This window comes from Pandoraea sp. LA3 (assembly GCF_022696215.1).
Lineage (GTDB): Bacteria > Pseudomonadota > Gammaproteobacteria > Burkholderiales > Burkholderiaceae > Pandoraea > Pandoraea capi.
In genome coordinates this window covers 72048-88728 of the sequence record NZ_PTPY01000040.1, presented here as the reverse complement: position 1 = coordinate 88728, position 16681 = coordinate 72048, and the positions used below count along the sequence as shown (strand labels likewise).

Sequence of the window (16681 nt, the reverse complement as noted above, 5' to 3'; positions counted from 1 at the left end):
GCCGGCGGGCCGCCGTGTTGAGCGGAAAAACGCGTATTTTACCGACTGTGGGTGAATTGTCTGCGGAAATCGTCGAGTGGCATCGCGGCGTGTGCCGCAGGCGCAGCTTGCTAATGGCGACGGAGCCCTTGTGAAAGCCGTTTGTCAGTGTGGTGAAACATTTGACGAGGCAAACCGAAAGCCGTTTGCCTCGCGCAGGTCACGCGCGCGGGACGCAGCGCGCGCTACAAAATCGGGGCGAACAGTCGTGACACGCGCATCACGATCTGACGCCATTTCGGAATCTTCCGAAAGTCGTCCTTGTTCAGGAGCGTGGCGTGTTCGAAGTCGTTGGTCAGCATATAGGCGACGTCGTCCGCAAACGCCCGGTCGACGGTCAGCAGCATGAGCTCGAAGTTCAGGCGGAACGACCGGTTATCGAGGTTCGCGCTACCCACTGCGGCTGCGCTGTCGTCGATCAGCACGACCTTCTGATGAATGAAGCCGTGGTGGTAGCGATAGACATTGATGCCGCTGCGGGCGGCTTCGTAAGCGTACGAGGTCGTCGCTTCGAACACCACGTAGTGATCGGGCCTGTCGGGGATCAGTATGCGGACGTCGACACCGCGCAGCACCGCCAGACGCAGCGCCGAGAATACCGCTTCGTCCGGCACGAAGTAGGGGGTGGTGAGCCACACGCGCTGTTGCGCGGCGTTGATCGCGGTGACGAAGAACAGCGACGATGTCTCCAGACGGTCGGCCGGGCCGCTCGGTACGACCTGGCAGTGCATGTCCTCGCCGGACGCGACAGGTTGCCGGTTCAGTTCCGGTACCGTACCCGTGCACCAATGCCAGTCTTCGGCAAAGGCTCGCTGGATACCGACGACTGCGGGCCCGCGCACCGAAATATGCGTGTCGCGCCACGGCGCGAGCGGTGGCTTTTCCCCGAGGTACTCGACACCGACGTTGTGCCCGCCGATGAATGCCTCATTGCCGTCGATCACCACGATCTTGCGGTGATTGCGGAAGTTCAGCTGGAAGCGGTTGACGAAGATGCCGCGCTTCCTGGCAGCGAATTCATGCACCTGCACGCCGCCCTGACGCAGCTTTTCGCAGTAGCTGCGCGGCAGATCATGACTGCCGATGCTGTCGTAAAGGAAATAGACCTTCACGCCGGTCGCGGCACGGGCCAGCAAGTGTGCGGAAAGTGCGCGACCGAGGGCATCGTCCTTGACGATGAAGAACTGCACGATGATGTAGTCGCGTGCCCGGTCGATGGCGGCGAAGATCGCGTCGAACGTGGCGCGGCCGTTGACCAGCAGCCGAACACGGTTGCCCGCGACGAAGGACATGCCGGTCATCGCGGTCAGCGAAGCGAACTCCGGATGGGCTTCCATCGCGACGGGCGGCTCGCCGCTCCATTGCGTTTCCCCCATGCGCGATTGCAACGCTTCATTGCGTGCGCGACGCGCCTCCACATAACCGACGAATTTCGAGCGGCCGAGGAACAGATAAGGGATGAGCGTGAGATAAGGCATCGTCACGAGCGATACGGCCCATGCCACGGCGCCTTGTGAGGTACGAACCGTCAGGACCGCATGGATCGCAGCGGCGATCCCAAGGGCATGCAGACAGGCGACGGCAAAGCCGACGTCGAGCCAGTTGAGCACCATGACGGACTACCTTCCTCCATGCCGTGAGTCGCGTGGACCCGGGAACCCGAGTGTAACCGGGGTGCGTGAACTTAGGCGAGGGGGAATCGGCGGACATGCCGGGACATCGATGTCCGCCGGTGTTGCCGTGGATTCAGGGAAGATCCGCGGCTTGTACCAGAAAGACCATGTCGTCGCCGGCGCTGGTTGCCAGCCACGTGATCGGCAGGTCAGGGAATGCCGCTTCGACGAACTCGCGCTCGTTGCCGATTTCCACGACGAGCACGCCATCGTCCGTCAGATGTTCGCGAGCGCCTGCAATGATGCGACGCACGACATCCATGCCGTCGTCGCCACCCGCCAGCGCCAGGCGCGGTTCGTGAAGATACTCAGCCGGCAGCATCTGCATCGAACCTTCGTTCACGTACGGCGGATTGGTGATGATGACTTCGTAGCGCTTGCCTTCGTGCAGCGGGGCGTACAAATCGCCCAGGTGAAGCGCGACGCGATCTTCGAGGCCGTAGTCCGCCACGTTGATCCTGGCGACGTCCAGCGCATCCGGCGAAATGTCGACGGCATCGATCTGAGCCGCCGGGAATGTCTCCGCCGCGAGAATGGCAAGGCAGCCCGAGCCGGTGCAGAGTTCGAGGACATCTGCAACGTTTTCGGCATGGTTGACCCACGGCTGCAACGCATCTTCGAGCAGTTCGCCGACGAACGAGCGCGGCACGATGACGCGCTCATCGACGTAGAACCGATGGCCGTGCATCCATGCTTCGTTCGTAATGTACGACGCCGGTACACGCTCGCCGGCGCGGCGATTGATCACCGACAGCGCGCGCGTGATTTCCTCGGGCAACAAACGTGCGTCGAGAAACGGATCGAGCGTATCGATGGGCAGATGGAGCGTGTGCAGCAGCAGGTAGGCGGCTTCGTCGTAGGCAGACGCCGAGCCGTGACCGAACGCAAGCTCGGCTTCGGTAAAGCGCGACACTGCGTAGCGCAGCAGGTCGCGCAGCGTCTGGAAAGGGTGAGGGGTCTGGGTCGTCATGATGATGGATTCGCCTCGAACACCTTACGCGACCAGGCGTTTCAGCACGCCACGATAGACGTTCTTGAGCGGCTCGATGTCAGCCACGGCAATGTGTTCGTCGATCTTGTGGATGCTGGCGTTGCACGGGCCGAATTCGATCACCTGCGGGCAGATGCGCGCAATGAAGCGGCCATCCGACGTGCCGCCGGTCGTCGACAGTTCGGTCTCAAGCCCCGTTTCCTCGCGAATGGCGCTCGACAGCGCGTCCGACAGATCGCCGCGCGGCGTGAGGAATGGTTGACCGCTGATCGACCAGTCGATGGTGTAGGTCAGACCGTGACGGTCGAGCAGTTCATGCACGCGTTGCTGGAGCCCGTCAGACGTGCTGGCCGTCGAGAAGCGGAAGTTGAACATCACCATCAATTCGCCCGGAATGACGTTGGTCGCGCCGGTGCCTGCGTGGATGTTCGAAATCTGCCAGGTCGTCGGCGGGAAGTATTCGTTGCCGTTGTCCCACACGGTCTGCGTCAGCTCGGCGAGCGCCGGGGCGAACACGTGCGTCGGGTTCTTGGCGAGATGCGGGTAGGCAATATGACCTTGCACGCCCTTGACAATGAGCTTGCCGGACATCGAGCCACGACGGCCATTCTTGACCATGTCGCCCAGGCGTTGACTGGACGTCGGTTCGCCGACGACGCAATAGTCCAGACGCTCACCGCGGGCCTGCAACGCTTCGACGACCTTCACGGTGCCGTCGGTGGCGGGGCCTTCCTCGTCGCTCGTCAGCAAAAAGCCGATGGCGCCGGCGTGGTCCGGATGCTGGGCGACGAATTCCTCCGAGGCGACGACGAAGGCGGCGAGCGACGTTTTCATGTCGGCAGCACCACGTCCGTAAAGCATGCCGTCGCGATGCGTCGGTGCGAACGGGTCGGAATGCCATTGCTCGACCGGGCCCGTCGGTACGACGTCGGTGTGGCCTGCGAAGACGAGCAGCTTGCCGTCGGTGCCGCGCGTGCCGCGCTTGACGGCCCACAGGTTGGTCACGCCGTTCGAGGCGATGGTCTCGCAAGCGAAGCCGATCGCCGTGAGGCGGCGCGCCAGAATGGCCTGACAGTCGCGATCTTCGGGCGTCACCGAGTGACGGGCGATCAGTTGCTCGGTAAGCGCCAGCGTGGCGCCTTGGGAGGAAGTCATGAAATCAGAATCGTGAAGCGTAGCTGTCGGGCGTGAAGCCCACGGAAACCTTGCCGTCGGCCACCAGCACAGGGCGCTTGATGAGCGACGGGTTTTCGATCATCAGGGTACGGGCGACCGATTCATCGGCCGCCGCAGCCTGTTGCTCCGGCGTGAGCTTGCGCCACGTGGTGCCCTTGCGGTTGAGCAACGTGGCGAGCGGCACCTGAGCGAGCCAGGTACCCAGCAGTGCGTCGTTCACGCCCGCCTTCTTGAAGTCGTGAAAGTCGTACGCCACGTCATGCTCGTCGAGCCACGTGCGCGCCTTCTTCACGGTATCGCAGTTGGGAATGCCGTACAGCACCGCTGTCATTGCCTGAACTCCTGATGTCGCAATTGCAGAAACAAGGCGCGAGGCAGACACGTCGCATCGCGCCGTGGTCGGCGCTACGACACCCGCCTCGCAATACCGCGCTGGCTTATTCGCCGCGCAGCAGATCGTTGATGGCCGTCTTGGCGCGCGTTTGCGCGTCGACCTTCTTCACGATCACGGCGCAATACAGGCTGTACTTGCCATCCTTCGACGGCAGGTTGCCCGGCACGACGACCGAACCGGCCGGCACGCGGCCGTAATGCACTTCGCCCGTTTCACGGTCGTAGATCTTGGTCGACTGGCCGAGGTACACGCCCATCGAGATCACCGAGTTTTCTTCGACGATCACGCCTTCCACGACTTCCGAGCGGGCGCCGATGAAGCAGTTGTCTTCGATGATGACCGGGTTGGCTTGCAGCGGTTCGAGCACGCCGCCGATGCCCACGCCACCCGACAGGTGAACGTTCTTGCCGATCTGGGCGCACGAACCGACGGTAGCCCACGTGTCGACCATGGTGCCTTCATCGACGTAAGCGCCGATATTGGTGTACGACGGCATCAGCACGACGTTCTTGCCGATGAACGAGCCGCGACGGGCCACGGCCGGGGGCACCACGCGGAAGCCGCCGCGTGCGAAGTCTTCGGCGGTGTAGTCGGCAAACTTGCTCGGCACCTTGTCGTAGAACTGGCTGAAGCCGCCGGCGGGCATCACGGCGTTATCTTCGAGGCGGAACGACAGCAGCACGGCCTTCTTGATCCACTGGTTCACGATCCACTGGCCGTCTTGCTTCTGGGCGACGCGCAGTGCGCCGGCGTCCAGTTCGGCGATGACGTGCGAGACAGCTTCGCGGACTTCGGCGGGGGCGGACTTGGCCGAGATCTCGGCGCGGTTTTCCCAGGCTTGGTCGATGATGGTTTGCAGTTGTTGCGACATGGCGAGAATCGTTTGCAGTGAGGATTAAAGGGATTGGCAGAATTGCACGATGCGCTGTGCGCCTTCGGTGCATTCGTCCACATCGGCCACGAGGGCGATGCGCACATAGTTTTCGGCCGGGTTGGCGCCGTGCGCCGCGCGTCCCAGATAGGATCCGGGCAGTACGGCTACATTGTATTGCGCCAGCAACTGGCGCGTGAATTCCGTATCGGACAGGCCGGTCTTCGCATCGACCTTCGCCCACAGGTAGAACCCGGCGTCCGGCAGGCGTACGTCGAGCACCTCGGCGAGCATCGGCGTGACCGTCTGGAATTTCTTCAGATACTTGCTGCGGTTCAGACGCACGTGGGCTTCGTCGTTCCACGCGGCAATGCTCGCGGCCTGCACGGCCGGGCTCATCGCGCAGCCATGGTAGGTACGGTAGAGCAGGAATTTCTTGAGGATGGCGGCGTCGCCAGCAACGAACCCCGAGCGCATGCCCGGCACGTTCGAGCGCTTGGACAGGCTGGAGAACACGACCAGACGCTCGAAACCACGGCCCAGTTGGTGCGCCGCAGCGAGACCACCCAGCGGCGGACGCTCTTCGTCAAAGTAGATCTCGGAATAGCACTCGTCCGAAGCGATCACGAAGCCATACTGGTCGGACAGTTCGAACAGGCGCTTCCAGTCTGCCAGCCCCAGTACGGCGCCAGTCGGATTGCCCGGCGAGCACAGGTAGACGAGCTGGACGTCGCGCCAGACGTCGGCGGGCACCGCGTCGTAGTCCGGTGCGAAGTTGCGTGCGGGGTCGCTGTCCGCGTAATAAGGCGTAGCGCCGGCGAGCAGCGTCGCGCCTTCGTAGATTTGATAGAACGGGTTCGGGCACAGTACCCGGGCGCCCGGCTTGCCACCGTCGACGACGGCCTGGGCAAACGAGAACAGGGCTTCGCGGGAGCCGGTGACGGGCAGCACTTCCGTCGCCGGATTGACATTGGGCAACGCGTACCGGCGTTCGAGCCAGTGGGCGATGGCCGAGCGCAGCGGCTCGCCGCCTGCCGTGGCGGGATAGTTCGAGAGACCGCCCAGCCCTTCGATCAGGGCTTCCTTGATGAACTGCGGCGTGGGGTGCTTGGGCTCCCCGATGCCGAAGCTGATGGCCTTGTACGCGCTCGCGGGCGTGACGTCCGCGACGAGCGACTTCAGGCGTTCAAAGGGGTAGGGCTGGAGCTTGTCGAGTAATGGGTTCACTTGGATTCAAACAGACTCAGGGCTAGGGGTCGCAACGCCATTCATGGCGTCGACGAGCAAATTCGGGGCCACCCGGGGCCGCACAGGGCGACTGGGCGAGATCTGGGGCGCGTCGGTGCGCAATGCGACACCGTACCTTTCAGGCGGCAGATCCGGCGCACGGCAAGCCGGATATCGACCTGCGCTTATCCGTTTCATCACGCGAAAGGGGTTCCCGGACGCGTTCAAGAATGGCAAGATCGGTAAAGCGAAAATTATACCGTCACGGCGCCCACAAAGCGCGATCACCGCGTAATTCAGCACATTCCGAGGCGCCAATAGGGCAAGTCTGCGGAGTATCTCAGGTTTTTCAGGAGTCAACAGCATGACCGTAGCCGGTAACGGCGCGCGTGGACCGGCGTCGGCTGGGTCCGGCGCCGCCAGCACCTCTTTGGGCGCACGAGCCGCGCCCGCTCTGGCCATTCTCATCGGATCGTCCGTATGGGGGCTGGCCTGGTTTCCCTATCGGATGCTTGCCCAATGGGGCGTAGCGGCCGTACCCGCGCAGATATGCACCGCCTCCGTGGCCATCCTGCTGCTCACGGTGGTCTATCGCCGCTCGCTCGGCACGCTGCGATGGTCCTGGCTGCTCGTCGGCGTGGCGTTCGCCGGCGGCACGACCAATGTCGCGTTCGTCTGGGGCACGACCCACGGGCATGTCATGCGGGTGTTGCTGCTGTTCTATCTAACCCCCGTGTGGACGGCGTTGTTTGCTCACTGGCTGCTGGGTGAGCGCGTGGGGCTGCGCGGCGTGGGGCTGATCGCGCTCGCGCTGGGTGGCGCCGGGCTGATGCTCTGGTCGCCTGAACTTGGCTGGCCTGTGCCGAACAACCCTGGCGAGTGGGCGGGGGCGATTGCTGGTGCGGCGTTCGCGATGAACAACGTGTTGCTGCGGCGCGTCAGCCAGTCGCTGCCGGATGTGCGCGGCGAAATGCGCAGCTGGACGCTATATCTTGGCTGCGTGGTCGGCGGTCTGCTGGTGCTGCCGTTCGACGGCGGCGTGCAGAGCGGGCAGGCCGCCGTCTCGGCGCTGACCTCGAGCGCTGCGACCGCAGCGGTTGCGCTGGCGCTGGGGTGCACTATCGCGCTGACCAACGTCATCGTTCAGTTCGGGCTGGCGAGGGTGCCGGCCAATCAGGCCGCGCTCATCATGCTTTTCGAAATCGTCGTGGCGGCGATCTCGTCGTGGTGGCTGGCCAGCGAGGGGCTGGGGGCGCGGGAAATCGCGGGCGGGTTGTGCATCGTGGCAGCCGGCGTGCTCTCCGGAATTTTGCCCGATTCGCGGCGTTGTAAATCCGCGACGGCGGGGGATGCGATGGTATGATGCGTACCGTCGCTGTATCGCCGTAAGCAAGGCGGAAAGCAGCAAGAAATTTGCAGTAATGCGGCCTGCCCACGCCAGCGTGCGCAGGCCCGACAGGACCAGCTAGCGCGTCTGCGTCTTTCCCATCATTCAATGACCGATAAAGCGAACCTGCCGTGCGTCTGACTTCCATCAAACTCGCTGGCTTCAAATCCTTCGTCGACCCGACGAACTTCGCGGTGCCTGGCCAACTGGTCGGGATCGTCGGCCCGAACGGGTGCGGCAAATCCAACATCATCGACGCCGTGCGCTGGGTGCTCGGCGAGTCGCGCGCCTCGGAGCTGCGCGGCGAATCGATGCAGGACGTGATCTTCAACGGGTCGACTGCCCGCAAGCAGGCGAGCCGCGCCAGCGTCGAACTGGTGTTCGACAACAGCGCCGGGCGCGCCGCCGGGCAGTGGAGCCAGTACGCCGAAATCGCCGTCAAGCGCGTGCTCACGCGCGATGGCACCTCCAGCTACTACATCAATAACCTGCCGGCCCGCCGCCGTGACATTCAGGACATCTTCCTGGGGACCGGTCTCGGGCCGCGTGCCTACGCCATCATCGGGCAGGGGATGATTTCCCGGATCATCGAGGCCAAGCCGGAAGAACTGCGTGTATTCCTTGAGGAAGCCGCGGGCGTTTCCAAATATAAGGAACGTCGTCGCGAGACCGAGAACCGGTTGCAGGACACGCGAGAAAACCTCACGCGCGTGGAGGACATTCTTCGCGAACTCGGCACGAACCTCGAAAAGCTCGAATCGCAGGCGGTCGTCGCCAATCGATTCAAGGACTTGCAGCGCGATGGGGAGGAGAAGCAGCAACTGCTTTGGCTGCTTCGGAAGAACGAAGCGCAGAACGAGCAGGAGCGTCAGCAACGCGCCATCGAATCGGCGCAGGTCGATCTCGAAGCGCAGATGGCGCGCTTGCGCGGCTCGGAGTCGGACCTTGAGACACTGCGCGCGGCGCACTACACGGCCACCGATGCCGTGCAGGCCGCACAAGGCGCCATGTACGAGGCGAACTCGGAAGTCAGCCGTCTCGAAGCCGAAATTCGTTATGTCGTCGAGTCGCGTAATCGCGTGCAGGCCCAACTGGCGGCGCTGACGTCGCAGCGCGAGCAGTGGCAGGCCCGTTCGGCCCAGTCCGAAGAGGAACTGGCACTCGCCGAAGAAGAACTCATCATTGCGGAAGAGCGTGCTGCGACCGCACAGGATCAGGCCGCCGAGCAGAATGAGGCGCTGCCTGCGCTGGAATCCGGTTGGCGCGACGCGCAGAACCTCCTCAACGAACAACGTAGCGAGATCGCGCAGGTTGAGCAGAGTCTGAAACTCGAAGCCGCGCATCAACGTAATGCCGATCAGGCATTGCAGCAGTTGCAACAGCGTCAGGAGCGTTTGCAGGGCGAAGCCCGCGGGCTCGACAAGCCCGATGAGGCCGAGCTGGAGATGCAGCGCGGCGATCTGGCCGAACATCAGGCGATGCTCGAAGATGCGCAGGCCGAACTGGCCGACGCACAGGAGCGTCTGCCGCGCCTCGAAGCCGAGCGTGCCGAAGCGCAGGCACGGGTCCAGTCCGAGGCGGCGACGATTGCGCAGCTTGAGGCGCGTCTGACGGCGCTCAAGCAACTCCAGGAAAGTGTGCAGACGGAAGGCAAGGTGCAGCCGTGGCTCGACAAGCACGAGCTGGCACAACTGCCGCGTCTGTGGAAGAAGCTGCATATCGAGCCGGGCTGGGAAAACGCGCTCGAATCGGTGCTGCGCGAGCGTCTGGCTGCGCTGGAAATCAGCAACCTCGACTGGGTGAAGGCCTTCGCGAGCGATGCGCCGCCGGCCAAGCTGGCGTTCTATTCGCCGCCGCCTGCTGCGCATCCCCAAGAAGCGCCGGCGTCGCTGCGCCCGTTGTTGGCGTTGTTGCGTATCGACGATCCGGGCCTGCGCGCGGTCTTGCAGGAATGGCTCGGCCATGTGTTCGTCGCCGATGATCTGGCGCAAGCCATGACCGTGCGGGCGCAACTGCCCGAGGGCGCGTCGATTGTCGTCAAGGCGGGCCATCAGGTGACGCGTGTCGGCGTGCAGTTGTATGCCGCGGACTCCGAACAAGCCGGTTTGCTCGCCCGTCAGCAGGAAATTGAGAATCTCGGCAAGCAACTGCGCGCACAAGCCTTGCTCTCCGACGAAGCCAAGTCGGCGGCGGTGCGCGCTGAGGCTGCGTACAGCCAGGCGGCGCAGGCGCTGACGGAAGTTCGTGCCCGCGCCGAGCGTGCCACGCAACGTGTCCACGCGCTGCAGATGGACGTGCTCAAGCTCACGCAAGCTTACGAGCGCTATAACGCCCGCAGCACCCAGATCGACGAAGAGCTGCGTGAAATTGCTGCGCAGATCGAAGAGCAGTTGGCCATGCGCGCCGAATCGGAGGCGAACTTCGAGCAAAGCGATTCGCGTCTGGCGGAATTGCAGGCCACGTTCGAAGACGGCCAACTCGAGTTCGAATCGCTCGACAGTCAACTGTCCGATGCGCGTAACCGTGCCCGAGAGCTCGAGCGTCTGGCGCAGGAAGCGTCTTACGGTCAGAAGGGCATATCGAGCAAGATCGACGAACACCGTCGCAGTATCCAGACGGCGCTCGAACAAGCCGAGCGTCTGGTCGTCTCGATCGAACAGGCGCAGGCCGAGCTCGCGCAGATCACCGAGCAGACTGCGGAAAACGGTTTGCAGGACGCCCTTGAACTGCGTGCCGAGAAGGAAGAGATTCTCGGCGCCGCACGTATCGAACTCGATGCCCTGACGCAGAAGCTGCGCCAGAGCGACGAAGAACGTCTGGCGGCCGAGCGCGGGTTGCAGCCGCTGCGCGATCGCATCACGGAGTTGCAGTTGAAGGAGCAGGCGGCGCGTCTGAATCGCGAACAGTTCGTCGAGCAGTTGACGACCGCCGAAGTCGATGAAGAGGCGCTGTCGGCCAAGCTGACGACGGATATGAAGCCGTCGTATCTGCAAGGTGAAGTGACTCGCATCAACAACGCGATCAACGCACTCGGCCCGGTCAACATGGCCGCGCTGGAAGAGTTGGAGACGGCGCGCGAGCGCAAGGTCTTCCTCGATGCGCAGTCGGCCGACCTGAACGATGCCATCGAAACGCTCGAAGGCGCCATCCGCAAGATCGACGAAGAAACGCGTGTGTTGCTGCAAGGCACGTTCGACGAAGTGAACAAGCATTTCGGCGAGCTGTTCCCGATGCTGTTCGGCGGCGGACAGGCGAAGCTCATCATGACCGGCGACGAAATTCTCGACGCGGGCGTGCAAGTCATGGCACAGCCCCCGGGCAAGAAGAACTCCACGATTCATTTGTTGTCTGGTGGAGAGAAGGCGCTCACGGCCATTGCGCTGGTGTTCGGGATGTTCCAGCTCAATCCGGCGCCGTTCTGTTTGCTCGACGAGGTCGACGCGCCGCTCGACGACGCCAACACCGAGCGCTACGCCAAGATGGTGGCGCGCATGTCGGACCGTACCCAATTCGTATTTATTTCGCATAACAAAATCGCGATGGAAATGGCCAATCAGCTCATCGGCGTCACCATGCAGGAGCAAGGGGTGTCGCGGATTGTGGCTGTGGACATGGAGTCTGCGATCAATCTGGCCGAGATCGCCTGACCCCGCGCCCACGATGGAGAAGAGAGAGGAACGCCGCGCATGAATGAACTGCAGCTGAGCTTGATTGCCGCAGGGGTAGTGGTACTGCTGGGGGTCGTGGCCTATAACGCCTGGCAAGGCAGCAAGGCACGGGCACGCATACCGCGTCGGATGCCGGTCGACGGTGCTGGCATCGATGCGACCGCCGGTGCGCCGGATGCCGACGACGACCGCCCGTTCATCGAACCGACGCTTTCGCCGCCGCGCGTACCCGCGCAATCGGGCGAGCGCCGTGAACCGACGCTTGGGCCGGCAACGGCGACGACTTCGGTGCAAGACGCTTTTGCCATCAACGAAGATGCCTGGGATGCACCGCCGGCGGCCCGCAAGCGTGCTGCGCAGGAGGCCGCCGCTCGCGCTGCGGCCGAGGCGGGTGGTGCCGGGGAGTCGGTAGCGACGGCAGAAGTGGCTGATGCCGAATCGGACGCCCGGCAGGAAGATGACGCCGTAGCGCGCGATGCGCAGGAGGCCGATGCGGTCAGCGCCGTGGCTCGCGTCGATGCAGAACTGGCGGCTGACGATACGGTCGACGCGGCGACGGCCGGTGCTGCCGCGGCGGCGGCCGGGGCGTCGGACGGTGTCCCCGCTGCCGTCACGATCGCGCCGCTCGCCGCTGCCGATGCGGTGCCGTCGACGCAGGGGGCTGCGGCCGTGCGTCCGGCGACGCCGAGCGGCCCGCCTCCCATCATCGACGAGCGTATCGATTGCATCGTCGAGTTGCCGTTGGCAAATATGGTGGCTGCGGAGCGTCTGATGCCGCTGACGGTGCGCATGCGCCGTGCGGGCAGCAAGCCGGTCAACGTGGAAGGCCGTCTGGACGAGGCGTCGTCCTGGGAGCCGATTCGCACGGGTGGGCGCTATCACCAACTGCGTATGGCGGTACAACTGGCCAACCGCGCGGGTGCACTGAACGAGGTGGAATTCTCTGAATTCTCGAATCTCGTGCAAACGCTGGCAGACGCCGTCGACGCCTTGCCGGAACTGCCCGACATGATGGAGACGGTGGCCCGAGGCCGTGAACTCGATGCGTTCGCCGCGCAGTGCGATGCTCAGTTGTCGGTCAACGTGCTGTCGGACGGTGCGCCGTGGTCGGCGAACTACGTGCAGGCGGTCGCGACGCAGGACGGTTTGCTGCTCTCGCGCGACGGCATGCGCTTCGTCAAGCTCGACGCCCGGCAGAATCCGGTGTTCATGCTGCAATTCGGCGACACGAACTTCCTGCGCGACGACCTCACGTACAAGGGCGGTGATCTGATCACGATGCTGCTCGACGTACCGGTTGCCGACGAAGACCTCCTGCCGTTCCGTCTGATGTGCGATTACGCACGCTCGATCGGGCAACGCATTGGCGGCCGCGTTGTGGACGATCAACGTCGTCCGCTTTCGGATGCTGCACTGCAAAACGTCGACAAGCAGTTGCTCAAGCTGTACGAGCGCCTTGAAGCACGTGGGCTTCCGGCGGGTTCGCCTGTGACGCGCCGCCTGTTCAGCCAGTAAATTCAGGGCCGACGCGACAACCGACGATACCTAAGCCATTCGTTTTCGAGTCGCGTTCGATGCACGCCGTTCACCGTCGGGTGAGCGGCGTTTTTGTTCCGATTGATTCCACCTATCGACGGCGCGCAGGTGCGTGCGTCGAAGGCATAATGTTCTGACTTCTCGTACCCCGAGTCTTGCACGCATGTCCCAAACTTCCGTTCCGGGTCAGGGCGCGAACGCCCCTACGACTGCCGATGCCACGGCAGCTGCCCAACGCGCTGCCGAGTTGCGCATCGAGTTGGCACGTCACAACCGCGCGTATTACGAGGACGACGCACCGCTGATTCCCGACGCCGAATACGATCGTTTGTTTGGCGAACTGGTCGCGCTGGAGAACGATTTCCCAGCATTGCAGCGCGCCGATTCGCCGACCCAACGCGTGGGTGGCAAACCTGTCGACGGATTTGCGCCGGTCGTGCATCGCGTGCCCATGCTGTCGCTGAATAACGGCTTTGCCGACGAGGATGTCGAGGCGTTCGATCGTCGTGTGTCCGACGGGTTACGCGACGCGACGCCTGCGAATGCCGCTGGCGTGGCGAATGCACCGTCCGATGATTTGTTCGGCTCTTCGGTCGAATACGCCGCCGAGTTGAAGTTCGACGGGCTGGCCATTGCCTTGCGGTACGAGCAGGGCGTGCTGGTGCAGGCCGCGACGCGTGGCGACGGTACGACCGGGGAGGACGTCACGGCGAACATTCGCACGGTCAAGACGATTCCATTGAAGCTCGATACCGAACAACCGCCCGACGTGCTGGAAGTGCGCGGCGAGGTACTGATGTTCCGGGCCGACTTCGACAAACTCAATCAGGCACAGGAGGCGGCGGGCGAGAAGGTGTTCGTCAACCCGCGCAATGCAGCGGCCGGGAGTTTGCGTCAGCTTGATTCGAAGATCACGGCCAAGCGCCCGCTGTCGTTCTTCGCTTATGGCGTCGGCGAACTGGTTGGCGTATCCATGCCGGAAACCCATTCGGCGTTGCTCGACTGGTACGTCACGCTGGGCATTCCGGTGAATGATCGTCGCGAGGTTGTGAAGGGTGCGGACGGACTACTGAAGTTCTATCGCGCCGTGGGCGAGGCGAGAGCGTCGTTGCCGTACGACATCGACGGTGTGGTCTACAAGGTCAATCGTCGCGACGAGCAGGATCGCCTCGGTTTCGTCTCACGTGCGCCTCGCTTTGCACTGGCCCACAAATTCCCGGCGCAGGAAGCGCTGACGACACTGCTGGATATCGAAGTGCAGGTGGGACGTACGGGTGCGATCACGCCGGTCGCCCGGCTGGCGCCCGTGTTCGTGGGGGGCGCGACGGTGACGAACGCCACGCTGCATAACGAGGATGAGATTCGTCGCAAGGACGTAATGATCGGCGACACCGTGATCGTGCGTCGTGCGGGAGATGTGATTCCCGAGGTGGTCGGGTCTGTACTGGATCGCCGCCCGGCGGACGCCCGCGCCTTCGTCATGCCGACGGAGTGCCCGGTGTGTGGATCGGCCATCGAGAAGCTGCCGGACGAAGTGATTGCCCGGTGCACGGGCGGCCTCATTTGTGCCGCGCAGCGCAAGCAGGCGTTGCTGCATTTTGCGCAGCGTCGTGCGCTTGATGTCGAGGGGCTCGGCGACAAGCTCGTGGAGCAACTCGTCGACCAGCAGATCATTCGGACGCCCGCAGATTTGTTCAAACTGGGCGTGGCGAAGCTGGCGGCGCTGGATCGGATGGCCGACAAGTCGGCGTCCAATCTCGTGGCGGCATTGGAGAAGGCGCGTCACACGACGTTGGCGCGATTCATCTTCGCGCTGGGCATTCGCCACGTGGGCGAGGCGACGGCCAAGGATCTCGCGCGTCATTTCGGCAAGCTCGATAATCTCATCGCTGCGTGCAAGCGTGACTCCGATTTGACGGAACTGCTGGCGGTGCCCGACGTCGGACCCATTGTGGCCGAGTCGATCAACAATTTTTTCTGCGAAGATCATAATGTTGAAGTGATCGAGCAACTGCGCGCAGCGGGCGTGACCTGGCCGGAGTCGGAGCCGGCTGCCGTGGCGCCGCTGCCATTGGCAGGCAAGACTTTTGTGCTGACGGGTACGCTGCCGACGCTCTCGCGAGACGAGGCGAAGGCAATGCTCGAGGCACAGGGCGCAAAGGTTGCAGGCTCCGTTTCTGCAAAGACCGACTACCTGGTGGCGGGCGCGGAAGCGGGCAGCAAGTTGGCGAAGGCTGAGGCGCTGGGTGTGCCGGTGCTCGACGAAGACGCTATGCGCGCGATGTTGGCTGCGCTTTGATGTGAGGATCCAACCGATGATTCGCGACATTCTGAAGATGGGCGATCCGCGTTTGCTGCGTATCGCCAAACCTGTCGAACAATTCGGCACGCCCGAGCTGGACGAGCTCGTCGCCGATATGTTCGAAACCATGAAACATGCGAACGGCGCAGGACTCGCCGCGCCGCAGATCGGCGTCGATCTGCAGGTGGTGATCTTCGGCTTCGAGCACAACGAGCGTTATCCGGACGCGCCCGAGGTGCCGGAGACTGTACTCATCAATCCGACCATTACGCCGCTCACGCAGGATATGGAGGAGGGGTGGGAGGGGTGTCTGTCGGTACCGGGACTGCGCGGCATGGTCAATCGCTACTCGATGCTGCGTTACGAAGGGTTCGATCAGCAAGGACGCGCCATCGATCGCGTGGCCGAAGGCTTCCATGCCCGCGTGGTGCAGCACGAGTGCGATCACCTGATCGGCAAGCTCTATCCGATGCGCATTACCGACTTCAGTAAATTCGGTTTCACCGAAATCCTGTTTCCGGGACTCGATCCGAATAGTGACGACTGAGGCACACTTGCCCGGGGGCAGTGGATCGACGATCGCTGCTGAGTTGAATGAAAAAGCCCGCCTTCGAGGCGGGTTTTTTCATGACTGCGTTCGATGAGTCGAGGGCCGATCAGAACCCTTCGCCGGTGCGCAGATAGCGCCATTCACCGACGGGCAGGTTGCCGAGCGTAATGCGTCCCATGCGTACGCGTTTGAGTCCGGTCACGTGCAAACCGACCAGTTCGCACATCCGGCGGATCTGACGCTTCTTGCCTTCCTTCAGGACGAAGCGCAACTGCTCCGGATTCTGCCAGTCGACTCGCGCCGGCTTGAGCGGCTGATCGTCGAGTTCGAGTCCGTGGCGCAGCAGCGCAAGGCGTTCGGCGGGGAAATGGGCTTCCACATTCTGCGTGTGTTCGTTGTACGAGACGCGCACGAGGTACTCCTTCTCGATATCCGAGTCCTCACCGATCAACTGCTTGGCGATACGGCCGTCCTGTGTGAGGACGAGAAGCCCGGTCGAGTCGATGTCGAGGCGGCCGGCAGGCGCGAGGCTGCGCAGATGGGAGGGAGAGAAGCGTACACCGGCGTCGTCTTCGGCCCAGTGGTGTTCGCTCGTCACGAGCACCACTGCGGGATCGTAGCCGTCTTCCGCTTGCCCGGACACATAGCCCACGGGCTTGTGCAGCAGGATAGTGACACGGTTGGCCTGCTCCTTTTGTGCCGCATGGACGACCGTGATTTCCTGCGTGGGCAGGATCTTGGTGCCGAGTTCCTTCACCACTTTGCCGTCGACACGCACCCAGCCTTTTTCGATCCACTCATCTGCTTCGCGTCGCGAGCAGAGGCCGAGTTCGGACATGCGCTTCGACAGGCGCAGCGAGCCTACCG

Annotated in this window: 12 protein-coding genes; 5 read left to right on the top strand and 7 right to left on the bottom strand. The window is 63.3% G+C overall.

Translation table 11 applies throughout. The features are described 5' to 3' along the window. Positions 1-224: 224 nt before the first annotated feature. The 6 genes from cls to dapC all read right to left on the bottom strand — a co-directional run bounded on the left by cls (position 225) and on the right by dapC (position 6371). Positions 225-1652: a cardiolipin synthase gene (gene cls, locus C5N93_RS26300; RefSeq protein ID WP_242561582.1), complete on the bottom strand. Its 1428-nt coding sequence runs from the start codon at positions 1650-1652 to the stop codon at positions 225-227. 133 nt (positions 1653-1785) lie between these two features. Then, entirely contained in the window at positions 1786-2682 is an 897-nt protein-coding gene (prmB, locus tag C5N93_RS26295) for a 50S ribosomal protein L3 N(5)-glutamine methyltransferase (protein WP_242561581.1), read from the bottom strand. A 24-nt stretch (positions 2683-2706) separates the two neighbouring features. Then, a complete protein-coding gene (gene dapE, locus C5N93_RS26290) occupies positions 2707-3858 on the bottom strand; it encodes a succinyl-diaminopimelate desuccinylase (RefSeq protein WP_069344964.1) in 1152 nt (383 codons plus the stop codon). 4 nt (positions 3859-3862) lie between these two features. Beyond that, positions 3863-4210: an ArsC family reductase gene (locus C5N93_RS26285; RefSeq protein WP_069344965.1), complete on the bottom strand. Its 348-nt coding sequence runs from the start codon at positions 4208-4210 to the stop codon at positions 3863-3865. Between the two features lie 106 nt (positions 4211-4316). Continuing rightward, complete coding sequence (gene dapD, locus C5N93_RS26280) at positions 4317-5144, bottom strand: 2,3,4,5-tetrahydropyridine-2,6-dicarboxylate N-succinyltransferase (protein ID WP_069344966.1); 828 nt, start codon at positions 5142-5144, stop codon at positions 4317-4319. 24 nt (positions 5145-5168) lie between these two features. Next, entirely contained in the window at positions 5169-6371 is a 1203-nt protein-coding gene (gene dapC, locus C5N93_RS26275) for a succinyldiaminopimelate transaminase (RefSeq protein ID WP_242561580.1), read from the bottom strand. Between the two features lie 364 nt (positions 6372-6735). Here dapC and C5N93_RS26270 point away from each other — a divergent pair, with 364 nt between their 5' ends. The 5 genes from C5N93_RS26270 to def all read left to right on the top strand — a co-directional run bounded on the left by C5N93_RS26270 (position 6736) and on the right by def (position 15811). Continuing rightward, on the top strand, positions 6736-7734 hold the full coding sequence (locus C5N93_RS26270) for a DMT family transporter (RefSeq protein ID WP_242561579.1): 999 nt from the start codon (positions 6736-6738) through the stop codon (positions 7732-7734). A 155-nt stretch (positions 7735-7889) separates the two neighbouring features. Then, a complete protein-coding gene (gene smc, locus C5N93_RS26265) occupies positions 7890-11405 on the top strand; it encodes a chromosome segregation protein SMC (RefSeq protein WP_242561578.1) in 3516 nt (1171 codons plus the stop codon). Between the two features lie 39 nt (positions 11406-11444). Next, complete coding sequence (locus C5N93_RS26260) at positions 11445-12941, top strand: cell division protein ZipA C-terminal FtsZ-binding domain-containing protein (protein ID WP_242561577.1); 1497 nt, start codon at positions 11445-11447, stop codon at positions 12939-12941. A gap of 184 nt (positions 12942-13125) precedes the next feature. Further along, on the top strand, positions 13126-15261 hold the full coding sequence (gene ligA, locus C5N93_RS26255) for an NAD-dependent DNA ligase LigA (protein ID WP_242561576.1): 2136 nt from the start codon (positions 13126-13128) through the stop codon (positions 15259-15261). 16 nt (positions 15262-15277) lie between these two features. Beyond that, positions 15278-15811, top strand: a complete 534-nt coding sequence (gene def, locus C5N93_RS26250) for a peptide deformylase (protein WP_069344971.1) — start codon at positions 15278-15280, stop codon at positions 15809-15811. 109 nt (positions 15812-15920) lie between these two features. On the opposite strand, the gene C5N93_RS26245 is transcribed toward def, so the two are convergent. Beyond that, complete coding sequence (locus C5N93_RS26245) at positions 15921-16664, bottom strand: pseudouridine synthase (RefSeq protein WP_277990483.1); 744 nt, start codon at positions 16662-16664, stop codon at positions 15921-15923. Between the last annotated feature and the right edge of the window lie 17 nt (positions 16665-16681).